17 protein-coding genes are annotated in these 17,769 nt (G+C 68.6%); 10 read left to right on the top strand and 7 right to left on the bottom strand.

Annotated elements, in window-relative coordinates; translation table 11 throughout:
* The first annotated feature begins 1 nt into the window (after position 1).
* Both ACTF4R_RS03145 and ACTF4R_RS03140 read left to right on the top strand, forming a co-directional pair.
* Entirely contained in the window at positions 2-169 is a 168-nt protein-coding gene (locus tag ACTF4R_RS03145) for a hypothetical protein (RefSeq protein WP_433624428.1), read from the top strand.
* A 165-nt stretch (positions 170-334) separates the two neighbouring features.
* Complete coding sequence (locus ACTF4R_RS03140) at positions 335-2,437, top strand: DHH family phosphoesterase (RefSeq protein WP_440006166.1); 2,103 nt, start codon at positions 335-337, stop codon at positions 2,435-2,437.
* A gap of 163 nt (positions 2,438-2,600) precedes the next feature.
* Here ACTF4R_RS03140 and ACTF4R_RS03135 read toward each other — a convergent pair whose 3' ends face one another.
* The 3 genes from ACTF4R_RS03135 to ACTF4R_RS03125 all read right to left on the bottom strand — a co-directional run bounded on the left by ACTF4R_RS03135 (position 2,601) and on the right by ACTF4R_RS03125 (position 6,843).
* Complete coding sequence (locus ACTF4R_RS03135) at positions 2,601-4,262, bottom strand: tRNA uridine(34) 5-carboxymethylaminomethyl modification radical SAM/GNAT enzyme Elp3 (protein WP_440006164.1); 1,662 nt, start codon at positions 4,260-4,262, stop codon at positions 2,601-2,603.
* A gap of 105 nt (positions 4,263-4,367) precedes the next feature.
* A complete protein-coding gene (locus ACTF4R_RS03130) occupies positions 4,368-5,570 on the bottom strand; it encodes a S8 family peptidase (RefSeq protein ID WP_440006162.1) in 1,203 nt (400 codons plus the stop codon).
* 112 nt (positions 5,571-5,682) lie between these two features.
* Positions 5,683-6,843, bottom strand: a complete 1,161-nt coding sequence (locus ACTF4R_RS03125; RefSeq protein ID WP_440006160.1) for a S8 family peptidase — start codon at positions 6,841-6,843, stop codon at positions 5,683-5,685.
* Positions 6,844-7,338: 495 nt separating this feature from the next.
* Here ACTF4R_RS03125 and ACTF4R_RS03120 point away from each other — a divergent pair, with 495 nt between their 5' ends.
* Both ACTF4R_RS03120 and ACTF4R_RS03115 read left to right on the top strand, forming a co-directional pair.
* On the top strand, positions 7,339-8,097 hold the full coding sequence (locus ACTF4R_RS03120) for a DUF2797 domain-containing protein (RefSeq protein WP_440006158.1): 759 nt from the start codon (positions 7,339-7,341) through the stop codon (positions 8,095-8,097).
* A 24-nt stretch (positions 8,098-8,121) separates the two neighbouring features.
* The gene (locus ACTF4R_RS03115; protein WP_440006157.1) at positions 8,122-9,492 is read left to right on the top strand and encodes a DEAD/DEAH box helicase family protein; all 1,371 of its coding nucleotides are present in this window, start codon (positions 8,122-8,124) and stop codon (positions 9,490-9,492) included.
* A gap of 42 nt (positions 9,493-9,534) precedes the next feature.
* On the opposite strand, the gene ACTF4R_RS03110 is transcribed toward ACTF4R_RS03115, so the two are convergent.
* On the bottom strand, positions 9,535-9,927 hold the full coding sequence (locus tag ACTF4R_RS03110) for a hypothetical protein (RefSeq protein ID WP_440006155.1): 393 nt from the start codon (positions 9,925-9,927) through the stop codon (positions 9,535-9,537).
* A 76-nt stretch (positions 9,928-10,003) separates the two neighbouring features.
* Here ACTF4R_RS03110 and ACTF4R_RS03105 point away from each other — a divergent pair, with 76 nt between their 5' ends.
* Positions 10,004-11,506 (top strand): DUF790 family protein, encoded by a 1,503-nt coding sequence (locus ACTF4R_RS03105; RefSeq protein WP_440006154.1) that lies wholly within the window; start codon positions 10,004-10,006, stop codon positions 11,504-11,506.
* Here the strand turns inward: ACTF4R_RS03105 and ACTF4R_RS03100 are convergent.
* Together ACTF4R_RS03100 and ACTF4R_RS03095 are read right to left on the bottom strand one after the other, a co-directional pair.
* On the bottom strand, positions 11,503-12,012 hold the full coding sequence (locus tag ACTF4R_RS03100) for a DUF7122 family protein (RefSeq protein ID WP_440006152.1): 510 nt from the start codon (positions 12,010-12,012) through the stop codon (positions 11,503-11,505). The genes ACTF4R_RS03105 and ACTF4R_RS03100 overlap by 4 nt on opposite strands.
* The gene (locus ACTF4R_RS03095) at positions 12,009-12,914 is read right to left on the bottom strand and encodes an NOL1/NOP2/sun family putative RNA methylase (protein ID WP_440006150.1); all 906 of its coding nucleotides are present in this window, start codon (positions 12,912-12,914) and stop codon (positions 12,009-12,011) included. The genes ACTF4R_RS03100 and ACTF4R_RS03095 overlap by 4 nt, the downstream gene beginning before the upstream one ends.
* A 114-nt stretch (positions 12,915-13,028) precedes the next feature.
* Between ACTF4R_RS03095 and ACTF4R_RS03090 the strand changes: the two genes are divergently transcribed.
* The 5 genes from ACTF4R_RS03090 to ACTF4R_RS03070 all read left to right on the top strand — a co-directional run bounded on the left by ACTF4R_RS03090 (position 13,029) and on the right by ACTF4R_RS03070 (position 17,060).
* Complete coding sequence (locus tag ACTF4R_RS03090; RefSeq protein WP_440006148.1) at positions 13,029-13,775, top strand: proteasome assembly chaperone family protein; 747 nt, start codon at positions 13,029-13,031, stop codon at positions 13,773-13,775.
* Between the two features lie 48 nt (positions 13,776-13,823).
* Complete coding sequence (locus tag ACTF4R_RS03085) at positions 13,824-13,982, top strand: hypothetical protein (RefSeq protein ID WP_440006147.1); 159 nt, start codon at positions 13,824-13,826, stop codon at positions 13,980-13,982.
* 70 nt (positions 13,983-14,052) lie between these two features.
* Positions 14,053-15,174, top strand: a complete 1,122-nt coding sequence (locus ACTF4R_RS03080) for a pyridoxal phosphate-dependent aminotransferase (protein WP_440006145.1) — start codon at positions 14,053-14,055, stop codon at positions 15,172-15,174.
* 66 nt (positions 15,175-15,240) lie between these two features.
* Positions 15,241-16,092 (top strand): UbiA family prenyltransferase, encoded by an 852-nt coding sequence (locus ACTF4R_RS03075; RefSeq protein WP_440006144.1) that lies wholly within the window; start codon positions 15,241-15,243, stop codon positions 16,090-16,092.
* Positions 16,093-16,166: 74 nt separating this feature from the next.
* A complete protein-coding gene (locus ACTF4R_RS03070) occupies positions 16,167-17,060 on the top strand; it encodes an alpha/beta fold hydrolase (RefSeq protein WP_440006142.1) in 894 nt (297 codons plus the stop codon).
* A gap of 48 nt (positions 17,061-17,108) precedes the next feature.
* Here ACTF4R_RS03070 and ACTF4R_RS03065 read toward each other — a convergent pair whose 3' ends face one another.
* On the bottom strand, positions 17,109-17,660 hold the full coding sequence (locus ACTF4R_RS03065) for a hypothetical protein (protein ID WP_440006141.1): 552 nt from the start codon (positions 17,658-17,660) through the stop codon (positions 17,109-17,111).
* Between the last annotated feature and the right edge of the window lie 109 nt (positions 17,661-17,769).

The following is a 17,769-nucleotide window of genomic DNA, read 5'->3' as shown; positions in this document are numbered from 1 at the left end:
CATGTCGAAAGCAGCGCCGACCGTCGGCTGTCCCCACTGCGGCCGCTCCGGGACCGTGACGCTTCCGACCGGTCGCGACGAGGTCCCCGGTCTGGACGACGACCGGCTGAAGGGCCGCCTGGTGAACTGTCCCGACTGCGGTGACGAGTTCTCGTTCTACTACTACTGACGGGAGTCCCTCCGTCGAGCGCGGAACCGTCGAAATGGCCTGAAAACCCCGATGACGGGCAGTAGCGGCGGCGGCGGTGATCGAGCGACGACTCCGGCGGCCCGTCGGCGCTCCCGTCAGATTTCGACAACCGTTTTAGGCCGGGCCTATTGGATTCGTGTATAAATGGGTAACTGCGTCATCTGCGGGACGCCTGCCGACGGCCCCATCTGCAAGAGCCACGAGCAGGACGTCCTCTTCGAATTCGAAGGAAGTAACCCCGACGAACTCACCCGCGGGCGATACTACAGAGGTACGGTCGACGGGTTCGCCGACTTCGGCGTCTTCATCGACGTCGGCGACGAAGTCACCGGCCTCCTCCACAAGAGCGAACTCGACCGTCGTCTCGACGCTCTCGACTGGGAGCCGGGCGACACGGTGTTCGTCGAGGTCATCGGCATCCGTGACAACGGCAACGTCGACCTCGGCTGGTCCATCCGACAGTCCGAGCGGGAGTTCCGCGGCAAACTCGTCCAGGACGCCGACAGCACGTACCTGCCCGACGACGATGAGTCGGACGACGACTCGACCGCCGAGAGCGAGACGACCGACGACGAACCCGACACCACCGCGACCACCGACGGCTCAGGCTCCGCGGTCGGCAAGATGACCGCCCCAGAGACGGGCTCGACGGACGAGGACGTGGACGAAGCGCCGACCGACGAGTCGGCGGACGACGAGCGAGCGGACGACGAAGCGGTCGAACTCCCGGAACGCGCCGACATCGACTCGCTCTCCGAGCGGGTCGGCGACCGGGTTCGCATCGAGGGCGAGGTCGTCGGCGCGAGCCAGACCGCCGGCCCGACGGTGTTCGAGGTGCGCGACGAGACGGCCGCCGTCGACTGCGCGGCGTTCAAGGAAGCCGGCGTCCGCGCCTATCCCGAAGTCGACACCGGCGACGTGATACGGCTCGTCGGCGAGGTCGAACTCCGGAACAACGAACTCCAGGTCGAGACCGAGCGCCTCGACGCCCTCGCCGGCGACGAGGAAACGACGGTCCGAGAACGTCTGGAGGAGGCGCTGGCCAGCGAGGCCCGCCCCGCGGACGTCGGCCTGTTCGCCGACGACCCCGCCGTCGAACCGCTCCAGGAGTCCATCCGCGACGCCGCCGGTCTCGTCCGGCGCGCGGTTATGGAGTCCCGCCCCGTCATCGTCCGGCACAACGCGAGTGCCGAGGGGTACGCCGCCGGCGCTGCCCTCGAACGCGCGGTCCTCCCCCTCGTCCGGGACGAACACGCCCGCAGCGACGCCGAGTACCACTACTTCGACCGGCGTCCGCTGGAGGACGGCCACTACGACATGGAGGACGCGACGAAGGACGTGACGACGATGCTGGACAACCGCGAGCGCCACGACGAGAAACTCCCCCTCTTCGTGCTCGTCGACGCCGGCAGCACGCTCGAGTCCGGCGACGGCCTCGAACTGCTGGACGTGTACGGCGCACCCCACGCAGTCGTCGACACCCACTACCCCGACGAGGGCGTCGCCGAGACGGCCGACGCGGTCGTCAACCCCCACGTCGGCGACGACGGCGACGGGGTGACCGCGGGCGTCCTGGGTGCGAACGTCGCAGCCCACGTCAACCCCGACGTCCGCGAGGACGTGGCCCACCTGCCCGCCGTGAGTTACTGGTGGGGTGCCCCCGACCGGTACGTCGACCTCGCCGAAGACGCGGGCTACGACGAGGACCACGTCACCGCGCTCCGGGAGGCCGTCGCGCTGGAGGCGTACTACCAGTCCTACGAGGACAAGCGCGAACTCATCACCGACCTGCTGTTCGAGCACGAGAAGCGCGACCTCGCCGAGCACGTCAGCGAGCAGTTCCGCACGAAGCTCGAGGACGAACTCGACACGGTCGAACCGAACCTCACCATCCGCGGCGCGAACGGCGTCACGTTCACCATCCTCGACACGGACGCGTACACGCACCGCTTCGACTTCCCGCCGGAGTCGGTCCTGCTCGACGCGGTCCACCACCGCAACTTGTCCGGCCAGCCGACCGGCCAGAACGTCACGCTCGGCATCGCCACCGACGAGGTCCACGTCCGGAGCAACGAGGGCGTCAACGTCCGCGAGGTCGCCGAGACGGCCCGCGAACAGGCGCCCGAAGCCGGCATCGTTCCCGTCGGCACCCGCGACGGTAAACTCGAGTTCCTCGCCGGCGAGCGCGACGAGGCTCTCGACGCCGTCGTCGAGGCCGTCAGCGAGTACCTGAACGACTCGAACTGACGACGCGGTCGATGCGGCTCGACGCTTCTTTCGAACTACTGGCGTAGCGCTGCGAACTGCTGTATCGACGTGCCGAGGGCTCCGAGAGCAGTCGCAGAGGAGGGAATCGTCGGGGGCGGTACAGCGTCGCGTCCGCGGCAGACGCCCTCGCTCTCGGAGCGGTTCAGAGTCGCTTGCTGACGTACGGGCCGTCCTGGTGGTAGCCGAGCTTCTGGCGGTAGTACTCTCGCGCGCCGATGCCGGAGATGACGCTCAGTTTGTCGAAGCCGGCGTCGGCGGCGAGTTCCTCGGCCGTCTCCATCAGCCGGCGGCCGTAGCCGCGGTGCTGGTGCTGGGCGGCCTCGCCCTCGTCCCCGACCGACACCTCGCTGCCGTACACGTGGAGTTCGCGAACGAGCGCGGCGTCGTCGAGTTCGCGGCGCACGGGGTTCCCCGGGAACCGGAGCCGACAGAAGCCGACGAGGAGGTCGCGGTCGAAGTCCTCGAACGAGATGAAATGTTCCGTGCCGCCCGCCGCCTCGTAGGTCATCACGTCGAGTTCGACGTTCTCGGGCTCCTCGTCGTTCATCCCGGCCTCCCGGCAGCGGATGCAGTCGCAGGTCCAGCCGTGGTCGTCCATCCGCTGGCGCGCGAGCTGGCGGAGGTTGGACTTCCAGACGCCGGCGTCGATGAAGTCCGCGGGGATGTCGCGCTGGACGCGCTGGAGGCGGGTGTACCTCGGAATCATCGACTTGATCTCTGCGACGAGTTCGGCGGCTTCGTCGTTCTGGAGCGGCTCGAACTCACCCTTGTGCCACCAGTCGTAGGTGGCGGTGCCGCGGACGACGAGCGTGGGGTAGATCTTGAGGTAGTCCGGTCGCCACTTCTCCTCCTCGAACAGCCGCCGGAAGTCCTCGAGACACATCTCCTGGCTCATCCCGGGCTGGCCGGGCATCATGTGGAAGCCGACCTTGAACGCGGCGTCCCGGAGGCGCCGGTTCGCGTCGATGGAGGCCTGGACGCCGTGGCCGCGGTGCATCTCGCGGTTGATGCGCTCGTAGGTGGTCTGGACGCCGACCTCGACCTTGGTACCGCCGAGGTCGAGCATCCGGTCTATCTGCTCGGGGTCGCACCAGTCGGGCTTCGTCTCGAACGTCGTCCCGATGTTGCGGACGTCGCCCGTCTCGTTCTCGGCGACGACGTCTTCGAGGTACGAGAACTCGTACTCGTCGGGGTCCTGGGCGAAGCTCTCGCCCTCGGCGGGGTCGGGCTCCTTGCCGACGTCGTAGTCGTTCATCGCCTCGAGGCAGCGCTTGACGAACCACTCCTGGTAGTCGTGGCTCCGGGCGGTCATCGTCCCGCCCATCAGGATGAGTTCGACCTTGTCGACGGGGTGGCCGATCTCCCGGAGCTGTTCCAGCCGCAGCGTCACCTGCCCGTAGGGGTCGTAGTCGTTCTGCTCGCCGCGCGCCGCGGCCGGCTCGTGGCCGGTGTAGCTCTGCGAGGAGGAGAACTCGGAGCCGGGACCGCCCGGGCAGTAGAGACACTTGCCGTGCGGGCACTGGTGGGGGCTGGTCATCACGGCGACGGGCGAGACGCCGGAGGCGGTCCGGACGGGCTTGCGCCGGAGTACCGCCTCCAGCTCCTCGCGGCGCTCGTTCGGAGCGAAGTCCAGCAGTTCGGAGTTCTTCGGCACCTTCGGTGCCGAGTGTTCCGAACAGACCTCCAGCTTCGCGCTCTCGACCTCGTCGCGGTCGATCTCCCCGGCGAGGATGCGCTCGACCAGCTCCGAACAGACCTGCTCGAACGCCTCCGTTTCGGTCGGGTCCGGCGACTCGGTGCTCATTGGTCGTTGTTCGTCGGTTCCGGCGGATAAGCGTGTCGTCTACGGAGGACAGTCGGAGTGCAAAAAGCGCAGGGTAATCGGAAGGTTCGCGGAGACGGCGTCTCGTCAGTTGTTGCTGGTGGTGTCGTCGCTGGAGTCCAGCCCCAGTGCGGCGGCCACGTCGAGCAGCCCCTGGCCCTGGACGTTGCTGGAGAGGCCCAGGTCCTTGGCCGTGCTCAGAATCGTGTCCTCCGCGTCGCGGGCCGACGAACCGTTCGACATCAGCTGGCCGACGGCCCCGGCGACGTGCGGCGTCGCCATCGACGTCCCCGAGAAGGTGTCGTAGCCGCTGGGTACCGTCGAGTAGATGTCGGTGCCGGGCGCGATGACGTCGACTTCGGGACCCTGGCTGGAGAAGCTGGACTGCTGGTCGCTCTGGTTCGAGGACGCCACCGCGATGGTCTCGGGGTAGGCGGCGGGGTAGCCGACGCAGTCCGTACACTGGCCGTCGTTGCCGGCCGCCGCGACGAGCGAGACGCCCTTGTTGTAGGCGTACTCGACGGCGTCCTGGACGGTCTGGGAGGCGGAGCCGCCGAGGCTCAGCGAGCCGACGTCCCACCCCTGGTCGGCGACGTACTCGATACCGGCCGCGATGTCCGAGTACGACCCGCTGCCGCCGCAGTCCAGCACCTTCACCGCGTGCAGGGTGATGTCGGGGCCGACGCCGACGACGCCCTCGCTGTTGTCGTCGGCGGCCGCGATGCCGGCGCAGTGGGTGCCGTGGTCGTTGTCGTCGGACCACGCGTAGTTACAGGCGTTGCTGTTGCCGGAGAACGAACAACTACCCGTCAGACCGCCGGAGCCGCACTCGACGAACGCCTTGCCCGAACCGAGATAGTCCTGGAGGTCGGGATGGTCGTCGTCGATGCCGGTGTCGATGATGGCGACGTCCGCCCCCGAACCGAGTTCGCCGTTGGCGTGGGCGACCTCGGCGTCCACCCGGTCGATGCCCCACGGCAGCGTCTCGCCGAGGGCCTGCATCGTCCCGTTCTCTTCGACGTAGCGGACGTTCGGGTTGTTCTCCAGTTCGGTCGCCGCCCGCTTCGCAGCGCGAATCGTCACGACGTCGATGGAGTCGAACTCTCGCACCACGTCGTTCGCCTGCTTCCGTGCCGCAGCGCGACCACGCTCGTTGGCGAATCCGACGTTCACCTCGACGGTGTCGTCGGGCTTGGCCGCCGCGAGTCCGCTCGCGCTGGCCGCTGCCAGCGACCCGCCTGCCAGTTTCAGTACGTTCCGCCGCGAAACATCATTGGCTTTCTTCACCATGCCACTCGCCACAATGAACTCTTACAGTAAAAATTTATCTCAAGATTCTAGATAATATATGAATCTGCTCAATGCAGAAATAAAGGCCTATCTGGCCGGAGAACGTCTCTAACTACGTGTCGTCGCTGGAGTCGAGTCCGAGCGCCGCCGCCACGTCGAGCAGGCCCGACCCGGACTCGTTCGACGCGAGACCGATGTCCTCGGCGTTGTTCTTGAGCGTGCTCCGGGCGTCGGAGTTGGTGGCACCGTCGGCCATCAGCTGGCCGGCGGCACCCGCGACGTGCGGGCACGCCATCGACGTGCCGGAGAACGTGTCGTAACCGCCGGGAATCGTCGAGTAGATGTCCGTCCCCGGCGCGGCTATCTCGACCTCCGGACCGGTCGAGGAGAAGCCGGAGAGCGCGTCGCTGCTGTCGGTCGAGCTGACAGCCACGACCTCGGAGTACGCGGCGGGATAACCGACGCAGTCCGTACACGGGCCGTCGTTGCCGGCCGCCGCGACGAGGAACACGCCCTTGTCCTGGGCGTACTGGACGGCGTCTTTGAGCGCCTGCGACCCGGAGCTGCCACCCAGGCTCATCGAGCCGACGTCCCACCCCTGGTCGGCGACGTACTCGATACCGGCCGCGATGTCCGAGTACGACCCGCTACCGTTCTTGTCGAGTACCTTCACGGCGTGGAGGGTCGCCTCCGTCGAGACGCCGACGACGCCCTCGCTGTTGTCGTCGGCGTCCGCGATGCCGGCGCAGTGGGTGCCGTGGTCGTTGTCGTCGTCCCAGCTGTACCGGCACTTCTTCGGGCCGCCCTTGCACTTGACGAACGCCTTCCCCGCGCCGAGGTTGGCCTGCAGGTCCGGGTGGTCGGAGTCGATGCCGGTGTCGAGGATGGCGATGTCGGCACCGTTGCCGGTCTCGCCGTTGCGGTGAGCGACGTCGGCGTCGACGCGGTCGATGCCCCACGGTTCGGTCTCCGCGAGCGCGTGCATCGTCCCGTTCTCTTCGACGTAGCGGACGTTCGGGTTGTTCTCCAGCGCGGTCGCCGCCCGCTTCGCAGCGCGAATCGTCACGACGTCGATGGAGTCGAACTCTCGAACGACGTCGTCCGCCTCGTTCCGCGCGGCCGAGAGTCCCCGTTCGTTGCTGAATCCGACGTTCACCTCGACGGTGTCGTCGGGCTTGGCCGCCGCGAGTCCGCTAGCGGTCGCCGTCGCCAGCGACCCGCCTGCCAGTTTCAGTACGTTCCGCCGGGAAACACCATTGGCTTTCTCTACCATGCCAATAGATACAATATATCGCACCGACTTAAAATTTCCTTTGAAAACTTGTTATTTTTATTATATGAACTAGAATACGATGCCGGTCGTCGGCGTAGGTCGCTCGACCCGTGGACGAGAGGCACCGAGCGTTCGGACTTCGTCGTCGTTTGCGACTGCCACATCCTGACCGACCGGCGAGTCGACCGCCCGGAGCGCGACGTCTACTGGCCGAACAGCACGTCCTCGTGGTCGACCGCGACCACCGCCAGCGCCGCGTCGCACCCCCTTCTCGCCGTCGTAACTGACGCTCGCCTCGTCGACGTCTCGGCCGCGGCCCTCGTTATCGAAAACCACGGTCGGCAGCGACGACGGCGCTTTATTAAAACGTTCTCATTTGATTCAACTATCTCGGTAGCGTTCAATTTCAACTGGCGTTCATCCCGACGCGGAGTCGAAAGGCACCGGGACGCCGGGAGCGGACCGTTTTTTACCCGCGGCCGCCTACCGGGAGGCGTGCAAATCGTCGGGTACGACACCGGTGCGGCGGACGAGCGGTCGCCAGCCCTGCTCGTGAGCGACGCGAGGACGCTCTCCCGCGAGCGACTGGACTCCGGCACCGAACTGTCGTACACGCTCGGCGAGCGCCACTGTGCGGGGACGCTCGGGGACGACGACCATGTCGCCTGCGACCGACCGGACGCGCCCTACTGCGACGCCCACGCCAGCACGTGGGTCTGTGCGCGCTGTACCGGCACCTGCCTCAAAGACGAGATGGACTGTCACGAGGACCACGCCGTCTACCTCGCGGCGTTCGCCCCGACGACGTTCAAGGTCGGCGTCACCCGCGAGTGGCGACTCGACACGCGCCTCCGCGAGCAGGGGGCCGACCGGGCGGCCCACCTCCGGACCGTCACGAACGGTCGCGTCGCCCGCGAGATAGAGTCCGACCTGGCCGACCGATTTCCGGACCGCGTGCGCGTACCGGACAAGGTGGCGACCCTCCACCGCGACGTGGACGACGACGCGTGGGCCGACGCGCTCGCCGACTTCTCCCCCCTCGACACGTTCGCCTTCGACTACGGCCTCGACCTGGACGCGCGACCGGTCGCGGAGACGCTCGCCAGCGGCACCGTCGTCGGCACGCAGGGACGGGTCCTCGTGCTCGAACGCGCGGGCACCACCTACGCCGTCGACATGCGCGACCTCGTGGGGTACGAACTCCGGGCGGGTGCGACCGACCGCAGCCTCCAGGCCAGCCTCGGCACCTTTTAGGCCGCGCGACGTCGATTCTCCGACGTGGCCGACGTGACACTCGCCTTCGAGGGCGGCACGGTCCGGGTCGAGGCGGAGCGCGACCTCCCCATCGAGGACCTGCCGTTCGTCGACCCGGACCCGCGCTCGAAGACCTACCGCGCTCCTGCATTTCGGTACGCCGCCCTCCGCGACGCCCTCCGTGGGAACGGCATCGCCTTCGACGACCGCGTGCTCGACGCGCCCGACCTCCCGGACCTCCGCTCGGACTACGAACTCCGGGAGTACCAGGCGGACGCGCTCGCGGCGTGGGAGGACGACGCCGACGGGACGCGGCGTCCACGCCGTGGAGTGCTCGAACTGCCGACCGGGAGCGGCAAGACCGTCATCGGCGTGAAGGCCATCGAGCGCCTCGGAACGGCGACGCTCGTCGTCGTCCCGACGCTCGACCTGCTCGACCAGTGGCGACGCGAATTCGAAGCCGAGTTCGACGTGCCGGTGGGTCAGATGGGCGGTGGCGAACAGCGCGTCGAACCGTTGACGGTCGCGACGTACGACTCGGCGTACCTCCGGGCGGACGACGTGGGCGACCGGTTCGGTCTCGTCGTCTTCGACGAGGTCCACCACCTCGGCGGCGAGGGGTATCGCGAGATAGCGCGCCTGCTCGCCGCCCCGGCGCGGATGGGACTCACCGCGACGTTCGAGCGCCCGGACGGTGCCCACGAGGTGGTCGCCGACCTCGTCGGACCGAAGGTGTACGCCATCGACGCCGACGAACTGGCCGGCGACCACCTCGCTCCGTACGACGTCAAGCGCCTGACGGTCGAACTCACCGAAAAGGAGCGCGAGCGGTACGAGGCCGAACAGGAGGTGTTCACGGACTACCTCGCGCGCTCGGACATCCGGATGCGGAGCGGCAGCGACTACCAGGAACTCGTCAAGCGCTCCGGCAGCGACCCCGAGGCCCGGGAGGCGCTCCTCGCCAAGCAGCGGGCCCGGGACCTCATGATGAACAGCGAGGGGAAGGTCGAGACGCTCGCGGAGATACTGGACAGCCACCGCGAGGACCGCGTCATCGTCTTCACGGCGCACAACGACCTCGTCTACCGGCTCTCCGAGCGGTTCCTCCTCCCCGCCATCACCCACCAGACGCCGACCGCCGAGCGCCGCGAGATTCTGGAGCGGTTCCGGCGGGGGGAGTACTCCCGGGTGGTCACCTCGAACGTCCTGGACGAGGGCGTCGACGTGCCGGACGCCAACGTCGCCGTCCTCCTCTCCGGCAGCGGGAGCGAACGCGAGTTCACCCAGCGGCTCGGACGCGTCCTCCGGCCGAAGACGGACGGCGGCCGGGCGCTGCTGTACGAGGTCGTGAGCGAGGAGACGGCGGAAGAACGGGTCGCGGAACGGCGGCGATAGACGGAGACGGCGGGCGGTGGGGAGAGGTCCGGCGGGGGGCGACTACTGCAGGTCCAGGCTGATGCTTCGCTTGTCCGCGTTCTCGTACTTGGCGTACTTGACCTCCAGGGGAACCTCGACCTCCTTCCGCTCGCCACCCGGCACCGTCACCTGGTAGTCCCTGTTGTGAACCGTGTCGTCTATCTCGACGGTGACGTCGAGCGTGGCGGAGGACTTCTTCTCGCCGTGGTTCTTGATCTCGGCCGCGACGACGAGATTGTCGTTCTCGCCTTTGCGCGGTCCCAGAATCTTCATCGTTTCGAGACTTCCCGAGCGCTTCGGATCGTCGTCGCCGGATTTCTTCTCTTGTCCGCCTTCGAGGATGGCGGCACAGCCGCCAGTCGACCCGAGGACGGCGACGAGACCGAGCCGTTGGAGGGCGTCGCGTCGGCGCATACCCTACCCTGAGATTCGGTCGGAATGAATCTTCTCATTCAGATTGCTTTTGTAGTCGCCGTCCCTACCGTCCGCCGTGCTGACGAAGGACCTGCTCCGGGTGTCGCGCGCCGGCGGCGGCTACCACCCCCAGTTCGCCGACCGCGGACACCGTCCGCTGGCCGCCCGCGTCCTCGGCACCTACCAGGGCCACGTCGACGAGCCGCAGTCGGCGCTGGACGCGGCGCTCGCCGACCTGGAGTCCGACGCCGAGGATTTCAAACTCGTCCGGGGGTTCGCCAAACTCCTCGAACGCGAGGCGACGTTCGAGACGCGGTCTGCCGTCCCGCCGGAGCGGGCCCGGCGCGTGACCTTCGAGGCCGCGGAGGCGGTCGGCGTCGTCACCGAGAGCGACCGAACGACCGCACTGCGGCGGGCCGCCGACCGCCTCGACGCGTCTCCGGACGACCTCGAAGACTCGCTGTACGCCGACCTCGACGAGCGCCAGGTGCTCGCCGACTTCGAGTCCCGCTGGGACCCCGAGGAACTCGTCGCCCAGTACAACCTCTCGCTGGCCCAGACGGCGCTGTTCGACGCCACCGTACTCCGCGTTCGGACGTCCGACCCGAAGGCGCTGGTCTCGGCGGTCAAGCGCCTGCGGCTGATGTACGAGATACGGAAGACCGGGGACGGCCGCGAGGTGGTCGTGACCGGGCCGGACGCCCTGTTCCGCTCGACCCGGCGCTACGGCACCCGGTTCGCGCGCCTGCTCCGGACCGTCGCGAAGGCGGCGGAGTGGCGACTCGTGGCGACGGTCGACGACTACGGCACCGAGCGCGAACTCGTCCTCTCCGAGGCCGACCCGGTCCGCGTGCCGGCCACGGAACCGGTCGCGGGCGTCTCGTTCGACAGCGGCGTCGAGGCCGACTTCGCCGCCCGGTTCGAGGCGCTCGACCTCGACTGGGAACTGGTGCGCGAACCCGAACCGCTGGAAGCCGGGGCGCGCGTGATGATTCCGGACTTCGCGTTCGACTGGCCCCACGGGGAGTTCCGCGTCTTCTTCGAGGTGATGGGCTTCTGGACGCCCGAGTACGTCGAGAAGAAGCTCTCCCAGCTCGACGCGACGGACGAGCGACTGCTGGTCGCCGTCGACGAGAGCCTCGGCGTCGGCGAGGAGATAGCGGCCCGCGACCACCGCGCGATTCCCTACTCCGGGACGATTCGAGTGAAGGACGTGCGCGACGCGCTGCGCCGGTACGAGGACGAACTGGTCGCCGAAAGCGCCGCCGACCTCCCGGCGGAACTCGTCCCGGACGACGACGCCACGACCGTCGCCGACCTCGCCGCGGAGTACGGCGTGAGCGAGGCGGCCGTCGAGGACAAGACCTTCCCCGACCACGAGCGCGTCGGTCGGACGCTGGTCCGGCCCGCGCTGCTCGATGCGCTCGCCGACGAACTGGAGGATGGAATGGCGTTCTCCGAGGTCGAGACCCTGCTCGCCGAGCGCGGCATCGACGACGCCAGCGCGCTCCTCGCCGAACTCGGCTACGCCGTCGAGTGGGAGGGCCTGGGCGGCGGGACGGTGCGCGAGAAGGATTAGATGTCCCGCTGGCGACCGCTGGGGACGAGCGACTGCAGTTCCCCCCGCAGGTAGAGCCCCACGCCGAGCGGTTCTGTCGCACCCGCGAGTTCGTGCGCGGCGACGACGTAGCCCCAGTCGCCGTCCCACTCCAGCTCCTGGTCCTCGCCGCGGGCGAACCGCCGTGCGGCGTCGCGGTCGAGTTCGACGACGTTTCTCGTCGCGTCCCGACCGAACCGCTGGACGGCGTTCGTCGTCGGCTTCCAGTGCTCCTGGCGCGTGCGCAGGAACGTCATCCCCAGCGCCTCGACGCGAACCGGCGAGTCGAGGTCGCCCCGGAGAATCCATATCTTGCCCTTGCCCTTCTCCCAGAACGAGTAGTTCTCGAACGTCTCGGGGCCGATGCCGAACCGCTCGTCCCACCAGTCGAGCACCTCCCGGCGAGTTGCGCGACCCTCGACACGCCGTTCGTCGCTCGTCGCCGGCAGGCGGTCGAACTGCTGGCCGTCGTTCGTGGGGTCGCTCACGCGCCCACCTCCAGTTTGGCACAGAAGAACCCGCCCGTGTCGTTGTGGTGCGGGTAGTACCGCCGGGCCTTCCGGACGCTCTCGTCGTACTCCTCGCCGTTCCACTCCGTGACGCCCGGGGCGGAGTCGAGACCGACGTCGAACTCGACGAGTCGGCAGTCCTCCGCGTCGAGCACGTGGTCGACCACGGCCTCGTTCTCCTCGGGGGCGAACGTGCAGGTCGCGTAGACGACCTCGCCGCCCTCGCGGGTGGCCTGTATCGCCCGCCGGAGGATGCCCTTCTGGACGCCGGCGACGCTGCGGACGTGGCCTTCGCTCCAGTCGTCGAGCGTCGTGGGGTTCTTCCGTATCGTCCCCTCGCAGGAGCAGGGGGCGTCCACGAGCGCGGCGTCGAACGTCTCGAAGGGGAACTCCTTCAGCGAGAAGTTCCGGGCGTCCTGGTTCGTGACCGCCGCGGCGGTGACGCCGAGGCGCTCGGTGTTGAACCGGAGCGCGGACAGACGACCGAGGTTGTTGTCGTTGGCCACCACGAGTCCCTCGTCGTCCATCAGCGCGGCGAGCTGGGTCGTCTTCCCCCCGGGCGCGGCGCAGGCGTCGAGCACGCGCTGGCCGGGGTCCGGGTCGAGCGCGACGGGTGGGATGGCCGACACCTCCTCCTGGCCGTGGCTCCAGCCGTGGAAAGAGGGCCACGTCGTCCCCGGACTCGCGTCGATTTCGAGCACCGCGTCGTTCCACTCGCGACCCTCCCACTCGACCCCCGCTTCGTCGAACGCCCGCCGAACCCGCTCCGGGGTGGCCTTGATGGTGTTCACCCGGACGACGGACGGCAGCGGGCGCTCGCAGACTGCACGGAACGCCTCGAAGTCGTCGATTATCGGTTCGTACCGCTCCAGTACGTCCATCGACCCGACGTGTGGTCGAGAGCCGCTTGTGGGTTTCGGAAGGAGGCTCGGTCCGGATTCTAGCCTGCCAATACACACCCCGGTTTTATGCGGTCACGCACCGTATCTCGAACCATGAGTGGCGTTACCATCGTCGCCGAGGACGTGGAGTTGGACTCGCCGACGCTCGTCGAAGGCCTGCCCGGCCTCGGTCTGGTCGGCAAGATAGCGACCGACCACATCGTCGAGAAGTGCGAGATGACCTACTACGCCAGCTTCGACTGCGAGGGGCTGCCTCGCATCGCCGTCTACGACGAGGGGGACCGCAGACTGCAACCGCCCGTGCGCCTCTACGCCGACGAGGAACGCGACCTCGTGGCGCTGAAGAGCGACGTCCCCGTCTCGGCCGACACAGCGCCGCAGTTCGCCGACTGCGCCGTCAGCTGGATGCTGAACCACGACGCCACGCCGCTGTTCATGAGCGGTCTGCCCCACCAGAAGGAGGCCGGACAGGTGCCGGACCTGTACGGCGTCGCCACTGGCGCGGGCGGCGACCTGCTCGAAGAACACGACATCGGCACGCCGCCGGAGGCCGGCGCGGTCGGCGGCCCAACTGGCGCGCTGCTCGCAGACGCGGCCGACGCCGACCTCGACGCGGTCGGCCTCATCGTCCAGAGCGACCCGCGGTTCCCCGACCCCGAGGCGGCCCGGGTGCTCATCGAGGACGGCATCTCCCGTCTCACCGACATCGACGTGCCGACCGACGACCTGGTCGAGCGCGCCGAGGAGATTCGAGAGCAGAAAGAGCAGCTCGCCCAGCGCATGCAGCAGGCCGACACCGACGAGAGTTCGCAGGCGCAACCGCTGCAGATGTTCCAGTGACGAGCGCGAGACGGCGCACTTTTCCCCGCGAAACCCCTCCCTTCGGGTATGACCGACTTCGAAGACGCCGTGGAGCAGTTCCTGCAGGACGCCGACGCGGTGTACGACGAGTACGACCAGGGGTACGTGGACGCCGACGCCGCGCTGTCGATGCTCGACGACCGGCTGAACGACCTCCGCGCCGCCGTCGAGGGGACCGAGGACTGACGCTGCCGAGCGGTGCGTTCCCGAACCACACACGAACAATTATCCCCCGTGGCTACGTCGTCGGGGACGTATGACAGGCTTTTCGGACAGGGTCGAAGCGGTTTCCATAAGCGGTATTCGAGAAGTGTTCGAGGCGGCGGGCGAGGACGCCATCAACCTCGGCATCGGCCAGCCCGACTTTCCGACGCCGAGCCACGCCCGGGAGGCGGCCAGGGAAGCCATCGAGGCGGGAGAGGCGGACGCCTACACGGAGAACAAGGGCACCCGTGCGCTCCGCGAGGCCATCAGCGCCAAACACGACCGCGACAACGACATCGCCGTCCCGCCCGAGAACGTCATCGCCACCGCGGGCGGCAGCGAGGCGCTCCACCTGGCGATGGAGGCGCACGTCGACCCCGGCCAGGAGGTCGTCTTTCCGGACCCCGGCTTCGTCTCCTACGACGCCCTGACGAGGATAGCGGGCGGCGAGCCGAACCCCGTCGCGCTCCGGGAGGACCTCACGCTCGACCCCGCGACGGTCGAGGACGCCATCACGGACGACACCGCCGCGTTCGTCGTCAACAGCCCGGCGAACCCGACCGGTGCCGTCCAGAGCGAGGAAGACATGCGGGAGTTCGCGCGCATCGCCGACGAGCACGACGTGCTCTGCATCAGCGACGAGGTGTACGAGCACATCGTCTTCGACGGCGAGCACTACTCGCCGATGCAGTTCGCCGAGACGGACAACGTCGTCGTCGTGAACGCCTGCTCGAAGGCCTACTCGATGACCGGCTGGCGACTCGGCTGGGTCGCCGCCAGCGAGCGCCGCACCGAGCGCATGCTCCGGGTCCACCAGTACGTCCAGGCGTGCGCGAGCGCCCCGGCGCAGTACGCCGCCGAGGCCGCGCTCTCGGGACCGCAGGGCTGCGTCGACGAGATGGTCGACGCGTTCGAGCGGCGTCGCGACGTGCTGCTCGACGGCCTCGCCGACGCCGGCCTGGAGACGCCGACGCCCTCCGGCGCGTTCTACGCGATGCCGAAGGTGCCCGAGGGATGGGTGGACGAGGTGCTCGACCGCGACGTCATCGTCGTCCCCGGCGAGGCGTTCGGCGAGCGCGGCGCGGGCTACGCTCGCATCTCCTACGCGAACGACACGGAGCAGATAAAGGCGGCGCTGGAAGCGATGGACGCGGCGGCGAGCGCGGTTCGCTGAGTCCGCCCGCGGTGCCCATCGCGTCCGCCTGAGACTTTATTTCCGTCGCGCCCGTTACACGTCCGTATGTCCATCTCCCGGCGGAGCAGTGGTACGTCGTCCGCCCTCCAGGCGCTGGCCTCGCAGGTGCATCCCGTCTTCATGCTCCCGCCGGTCGCCTGCTCGTGGTTCGGTGCATTTCTCGCCGGCGAGACGTCGCTCCTCGTCGGACTCGTCCACTCGGTCGCCATCTTCAGCGCCGTCTACACGGCGCACGTCAAGGACGGCTACGTCGACTTCTACGGCCGCGGCGAGGACGACGACCACCCGCTGACCCGACGCGGTTGCGTCCTCGCGCTGGTCGGCGCGACCACCCTGTTCTTCGCCTGCCTCGCCGCGCTGTGGGTGCTCGCGAACCCCGGGGGCGTGGCTCTCACGCTGCCTACCTGGTTCATCGGCTACTTCCACGCGCCGCAACTGGACACGAACCCCGTCACCGCCACGTCGGGCTATCCGCTCGGCATCGCGCTGGCGATCGCCGGGGGCTACTACGTCCAGGCCGGTGCGCTCTCCCCCGTGGCGGTCGCGTTCGCCGCCGTCTTCCTCGTGCTGCTGTCGGGCGTGAAGGTCATCGACGACGCACAGGACTTCGAGTACGACCGGTCCATCCAGAAGCGGACCGTCGCGGTCGCGCTCGGCCGGGAGCGAGCGCGCACGACGGCGTACGCCCTCATGGCGCTCGCGCTCGTCGCGGTCGTGGCGTTCGCCCTCGCGGCTGTGTTCCCGCCGAGTACGATGCTCGCAGTGCTGGGGTTCGCCGCCGTGGCGGTCGTCGCCCGCCGGGCCGACCCGGAACTGGCGACGATGCTGCTCGTCCGCGGGTCGTACGTCTTCCTCGCGCTGTTGCTCTTCGCGGTCTGGTTCCGGCCGCTCTCCTGAGGCGGGAACGCCACGTCCCGGACCGGGGGAGAGCGGCGTCAACGCTTAACCGTCGAACGTCCTTCGGTGTCGGTATGGCCGCCTGGACTCACCGCGAAGCGTCGGTCGACGGCATCCGCCTCCACTACGTCGAGGCTGGCGACGCCGACGACCCGCTCGTCGTCCTCCTCCACGGGTTCCCGGAGTTCTGGTACTCGTGGCGCGACCAGTTGCCCGCGCTCGCCGACGCCGGATTCCACGTCGTCGCGCCGGACATGCGGGGGTACAACGCCTCCGAGAAACCCCACGGCGTCTCCGCTTATGGCATGGACGAACTCGTCGGCGACGTCGTCGGCCTGCTGGACCACTTCGGTTCGGACGCGGCCCACGTCGTCGGCCACGACTGGGGCGGCGTCGTCGCCTGGGAAGTCGCCATCCGCTACCCCGAACGAGTCGACCGACTCGGAGCGCTGAACGCACCCCACCCCGGCCGGTTCCGGGAGGTCGTCCGCACGCCCGAGCAGTTGCGCCGGTCGTGGTACATGTTCGCCTTCCAGGTTCCGTGGCTGCCGGAGGCCCTGCTCGGTTCGCGCGACTGCGCCGCGGTTCCGGAGATGCTCCGCGGCAGTGCGGCGAACCCCGACGCCTTCGACGAACGCGACCTCCGGCGCTACCGCGAGGCCGCCTGCCGGCCCGGCGCGCTCGGGGCCACGATCAACTACTACCGTGCGGCGTTCCGCGACGAGGTGCGACGCGAGGTCGGCGCGCTCCTCGGCGGCCGCCGCGAGTCGCCCACCGTCGCCGTACCGACGCTGCTTGTCTGGGGCGAACGGGACCCCGCGCTCGGTACCGAGTTGACGGAGGGCCTGGACCGGTGGGTGCCCGACCTGCGAGTCGAACGCCTGCCGGACGCGAGCCACTGGGTACAGAACGACCGACCGGAGCGCGTGAACGAGCTGCTGACGGGGTTCTTGCGGACCGCGGAATGAGACTGCCGGCGTCCCGGGTACCGTCGCGAACGACGCGCGACGCGCGGGTCACCGGGTGGACTCTTCCGGCAGTCGGACGACTTCCTCGGGGTTCTGGAACGCGTACAGCACGACGCTTCCCTCGACGCGCTGGTCCCGCAGGAGCTGCGTGACGTCGTCCCGGTCCATCTCGGCGATGATTTCGACGGCCGTCTTCAGCGCGCTCTGGGAGACGCCGAGCTGCTCTCGCTGGACCGTCACTCCCGCCGGCGATTTCACGCTCTCGAGCATGACCTCCACGAACTCCGAGAGGTCCGTGGTGTCCGCGAGTCGCTCGTGCCACGAGGCCGGGTAGATGCTGACGTCGTCGTCGTCGTCGACCTCGTAGATTCGGTCGCCCGGTTGCCACGTCTGCGAGCCGGTCAGGCGGTCTTCGAACGATGTCCGCACGCGGTCTACGTCGTAGTCGAGTTCCTCGGCGTAGGCTTCGACCAGGTCGCGGGGGACGCCCGGCCCCTCGACTGGATGGTGGCGTTCGAGGTATCGGACGAGGTCTCTCAGGGTGAGGTACTCGTCGTGGTGGGCCAGGTCATCGACGAGGTCAGTGTCGACGGATGTCATGGCACGCTACTGCGACGCCGAATCGCAAAAGCACCCCGTAAGGTTTCCGAGAGGTGCGCGGCGGTACCGAGCAGTACCGGGATACGTACGGCAGGGGTACGCGGCGGCC

This window comes from Halomicrococcus pelagicus (assembly GCF_051917725.1).
Lineage (GTDB): Archaea > Halobacteriota > Halobacteria > Halobacteriales > Haladaptataceae > Halomicrococcus.
Note: the sequence above shows the minus strand (reverse complement) of the source record. Positions and strands in the feature narration are given on the sequence as shown.

What these genes read in the sequence shown, in the direction of transcription:
- ACTF4R_RS03080 (WP_440006145.1), top strand. Translation starts at nt 14,053, where the DNA reads ATGACAGGCTTTTCGGACAGGGTCGAAGCGGTTTCCATAAGCGGTATT.
- ACTF4R_RS03130 (WP_440006162.1), bottom strand. Translation starts at nt 5,570, where the DNA reads ATGGTGAAGAAAGCCAATGATGTTTCGCGGCGGAACGTACTGAAACTG.
- ACTF4R_RS03090 (WP_440006148.1), top strand. Translation starts at nt 13,029, where the DNA reads ATGAGTGGCGTTACCATCGTCGCCGAGGACGTGGAGTTGGACTCGCCG.
- ACTF4R_RS03145 (WP_433624428.1), top strand. Translation starts at nt 2, where the DNA reads ATGTCGAAAGCAGCGCCGACCGTCGGCTGTCCCCACTGCGGCCGCTCC.
- ACTF4R_RS03065 (WP_440006141.1), bottom strand. Translation starts at nt 17,660, where the DNA reads ATGACATCCGTCGACACTGACCTCGTCGATGACCTGGCCCACCACGAC.
- ACTF4R_RS03140 (WP_440006166.1), top strand. Translation starts at nt 335, where the DNA reads ATGGGTAACTGCGTCATCTGCGGGACGCCTGCCGACGGCCCCATCTGC.
- ACTF4R_RS03125 (WP_440006160.1), bottom strand. Translation starts at nt 6,843, where the DNA reads ATGGTAGAGAAAGCCAATGGTGTTTCCCGGCGGAACGTACTGAAACTG.
- ACTF4R_RS03075 (WP_440006144.1), top strand. Translation starts at nt 15,241, where the DNA reads ATGTCCATCTCCCGGCGGAGCAGTGGTACGTCGTCCGCCCTCCAGGCG.
- ACTF4R_RS03085 (WP_440006147.1), top strand. Translation starts at nt 13,824, where the DNA reads ATGACCGACTTCGAAGACGCCGTGGAGCAGTTCCTGCAGGACGCCGAC.
- ACTF4R_RS03070 (WP_440006142.1), top strand. Translation starts at nt 16,167, where the DNA reads ATGGCCGCCTGGACTCACCGCGAAGCGTCGGTCGACGGCATCCGCCTC.
- ACTF4R_RS03135 (WP_440006164.1), bottom strand. Translation starts at nt 4,262, where the DNA reads ATGAGCACCGAGTCGCCGGACCCGACCGAAACGGAGGCGTTCGAGCAG.
- ACTF4R_RS03110 (WP_440006155.1), bottom strand. Translation starts at nt 9,927, where the DNA reads ATGCGCCGACGCGACGCCCTCCAACGGCTCGGTCTCGTCGCCGTCCTC.
- ACTF4R_RS03095 (WP_440006150.1), bottom strand. Translation starts at nt 12,914, where the DNA reads ATGGACGTACTGGAGCGGTACGAACCGATAATCGACGACTTCGAGGCG.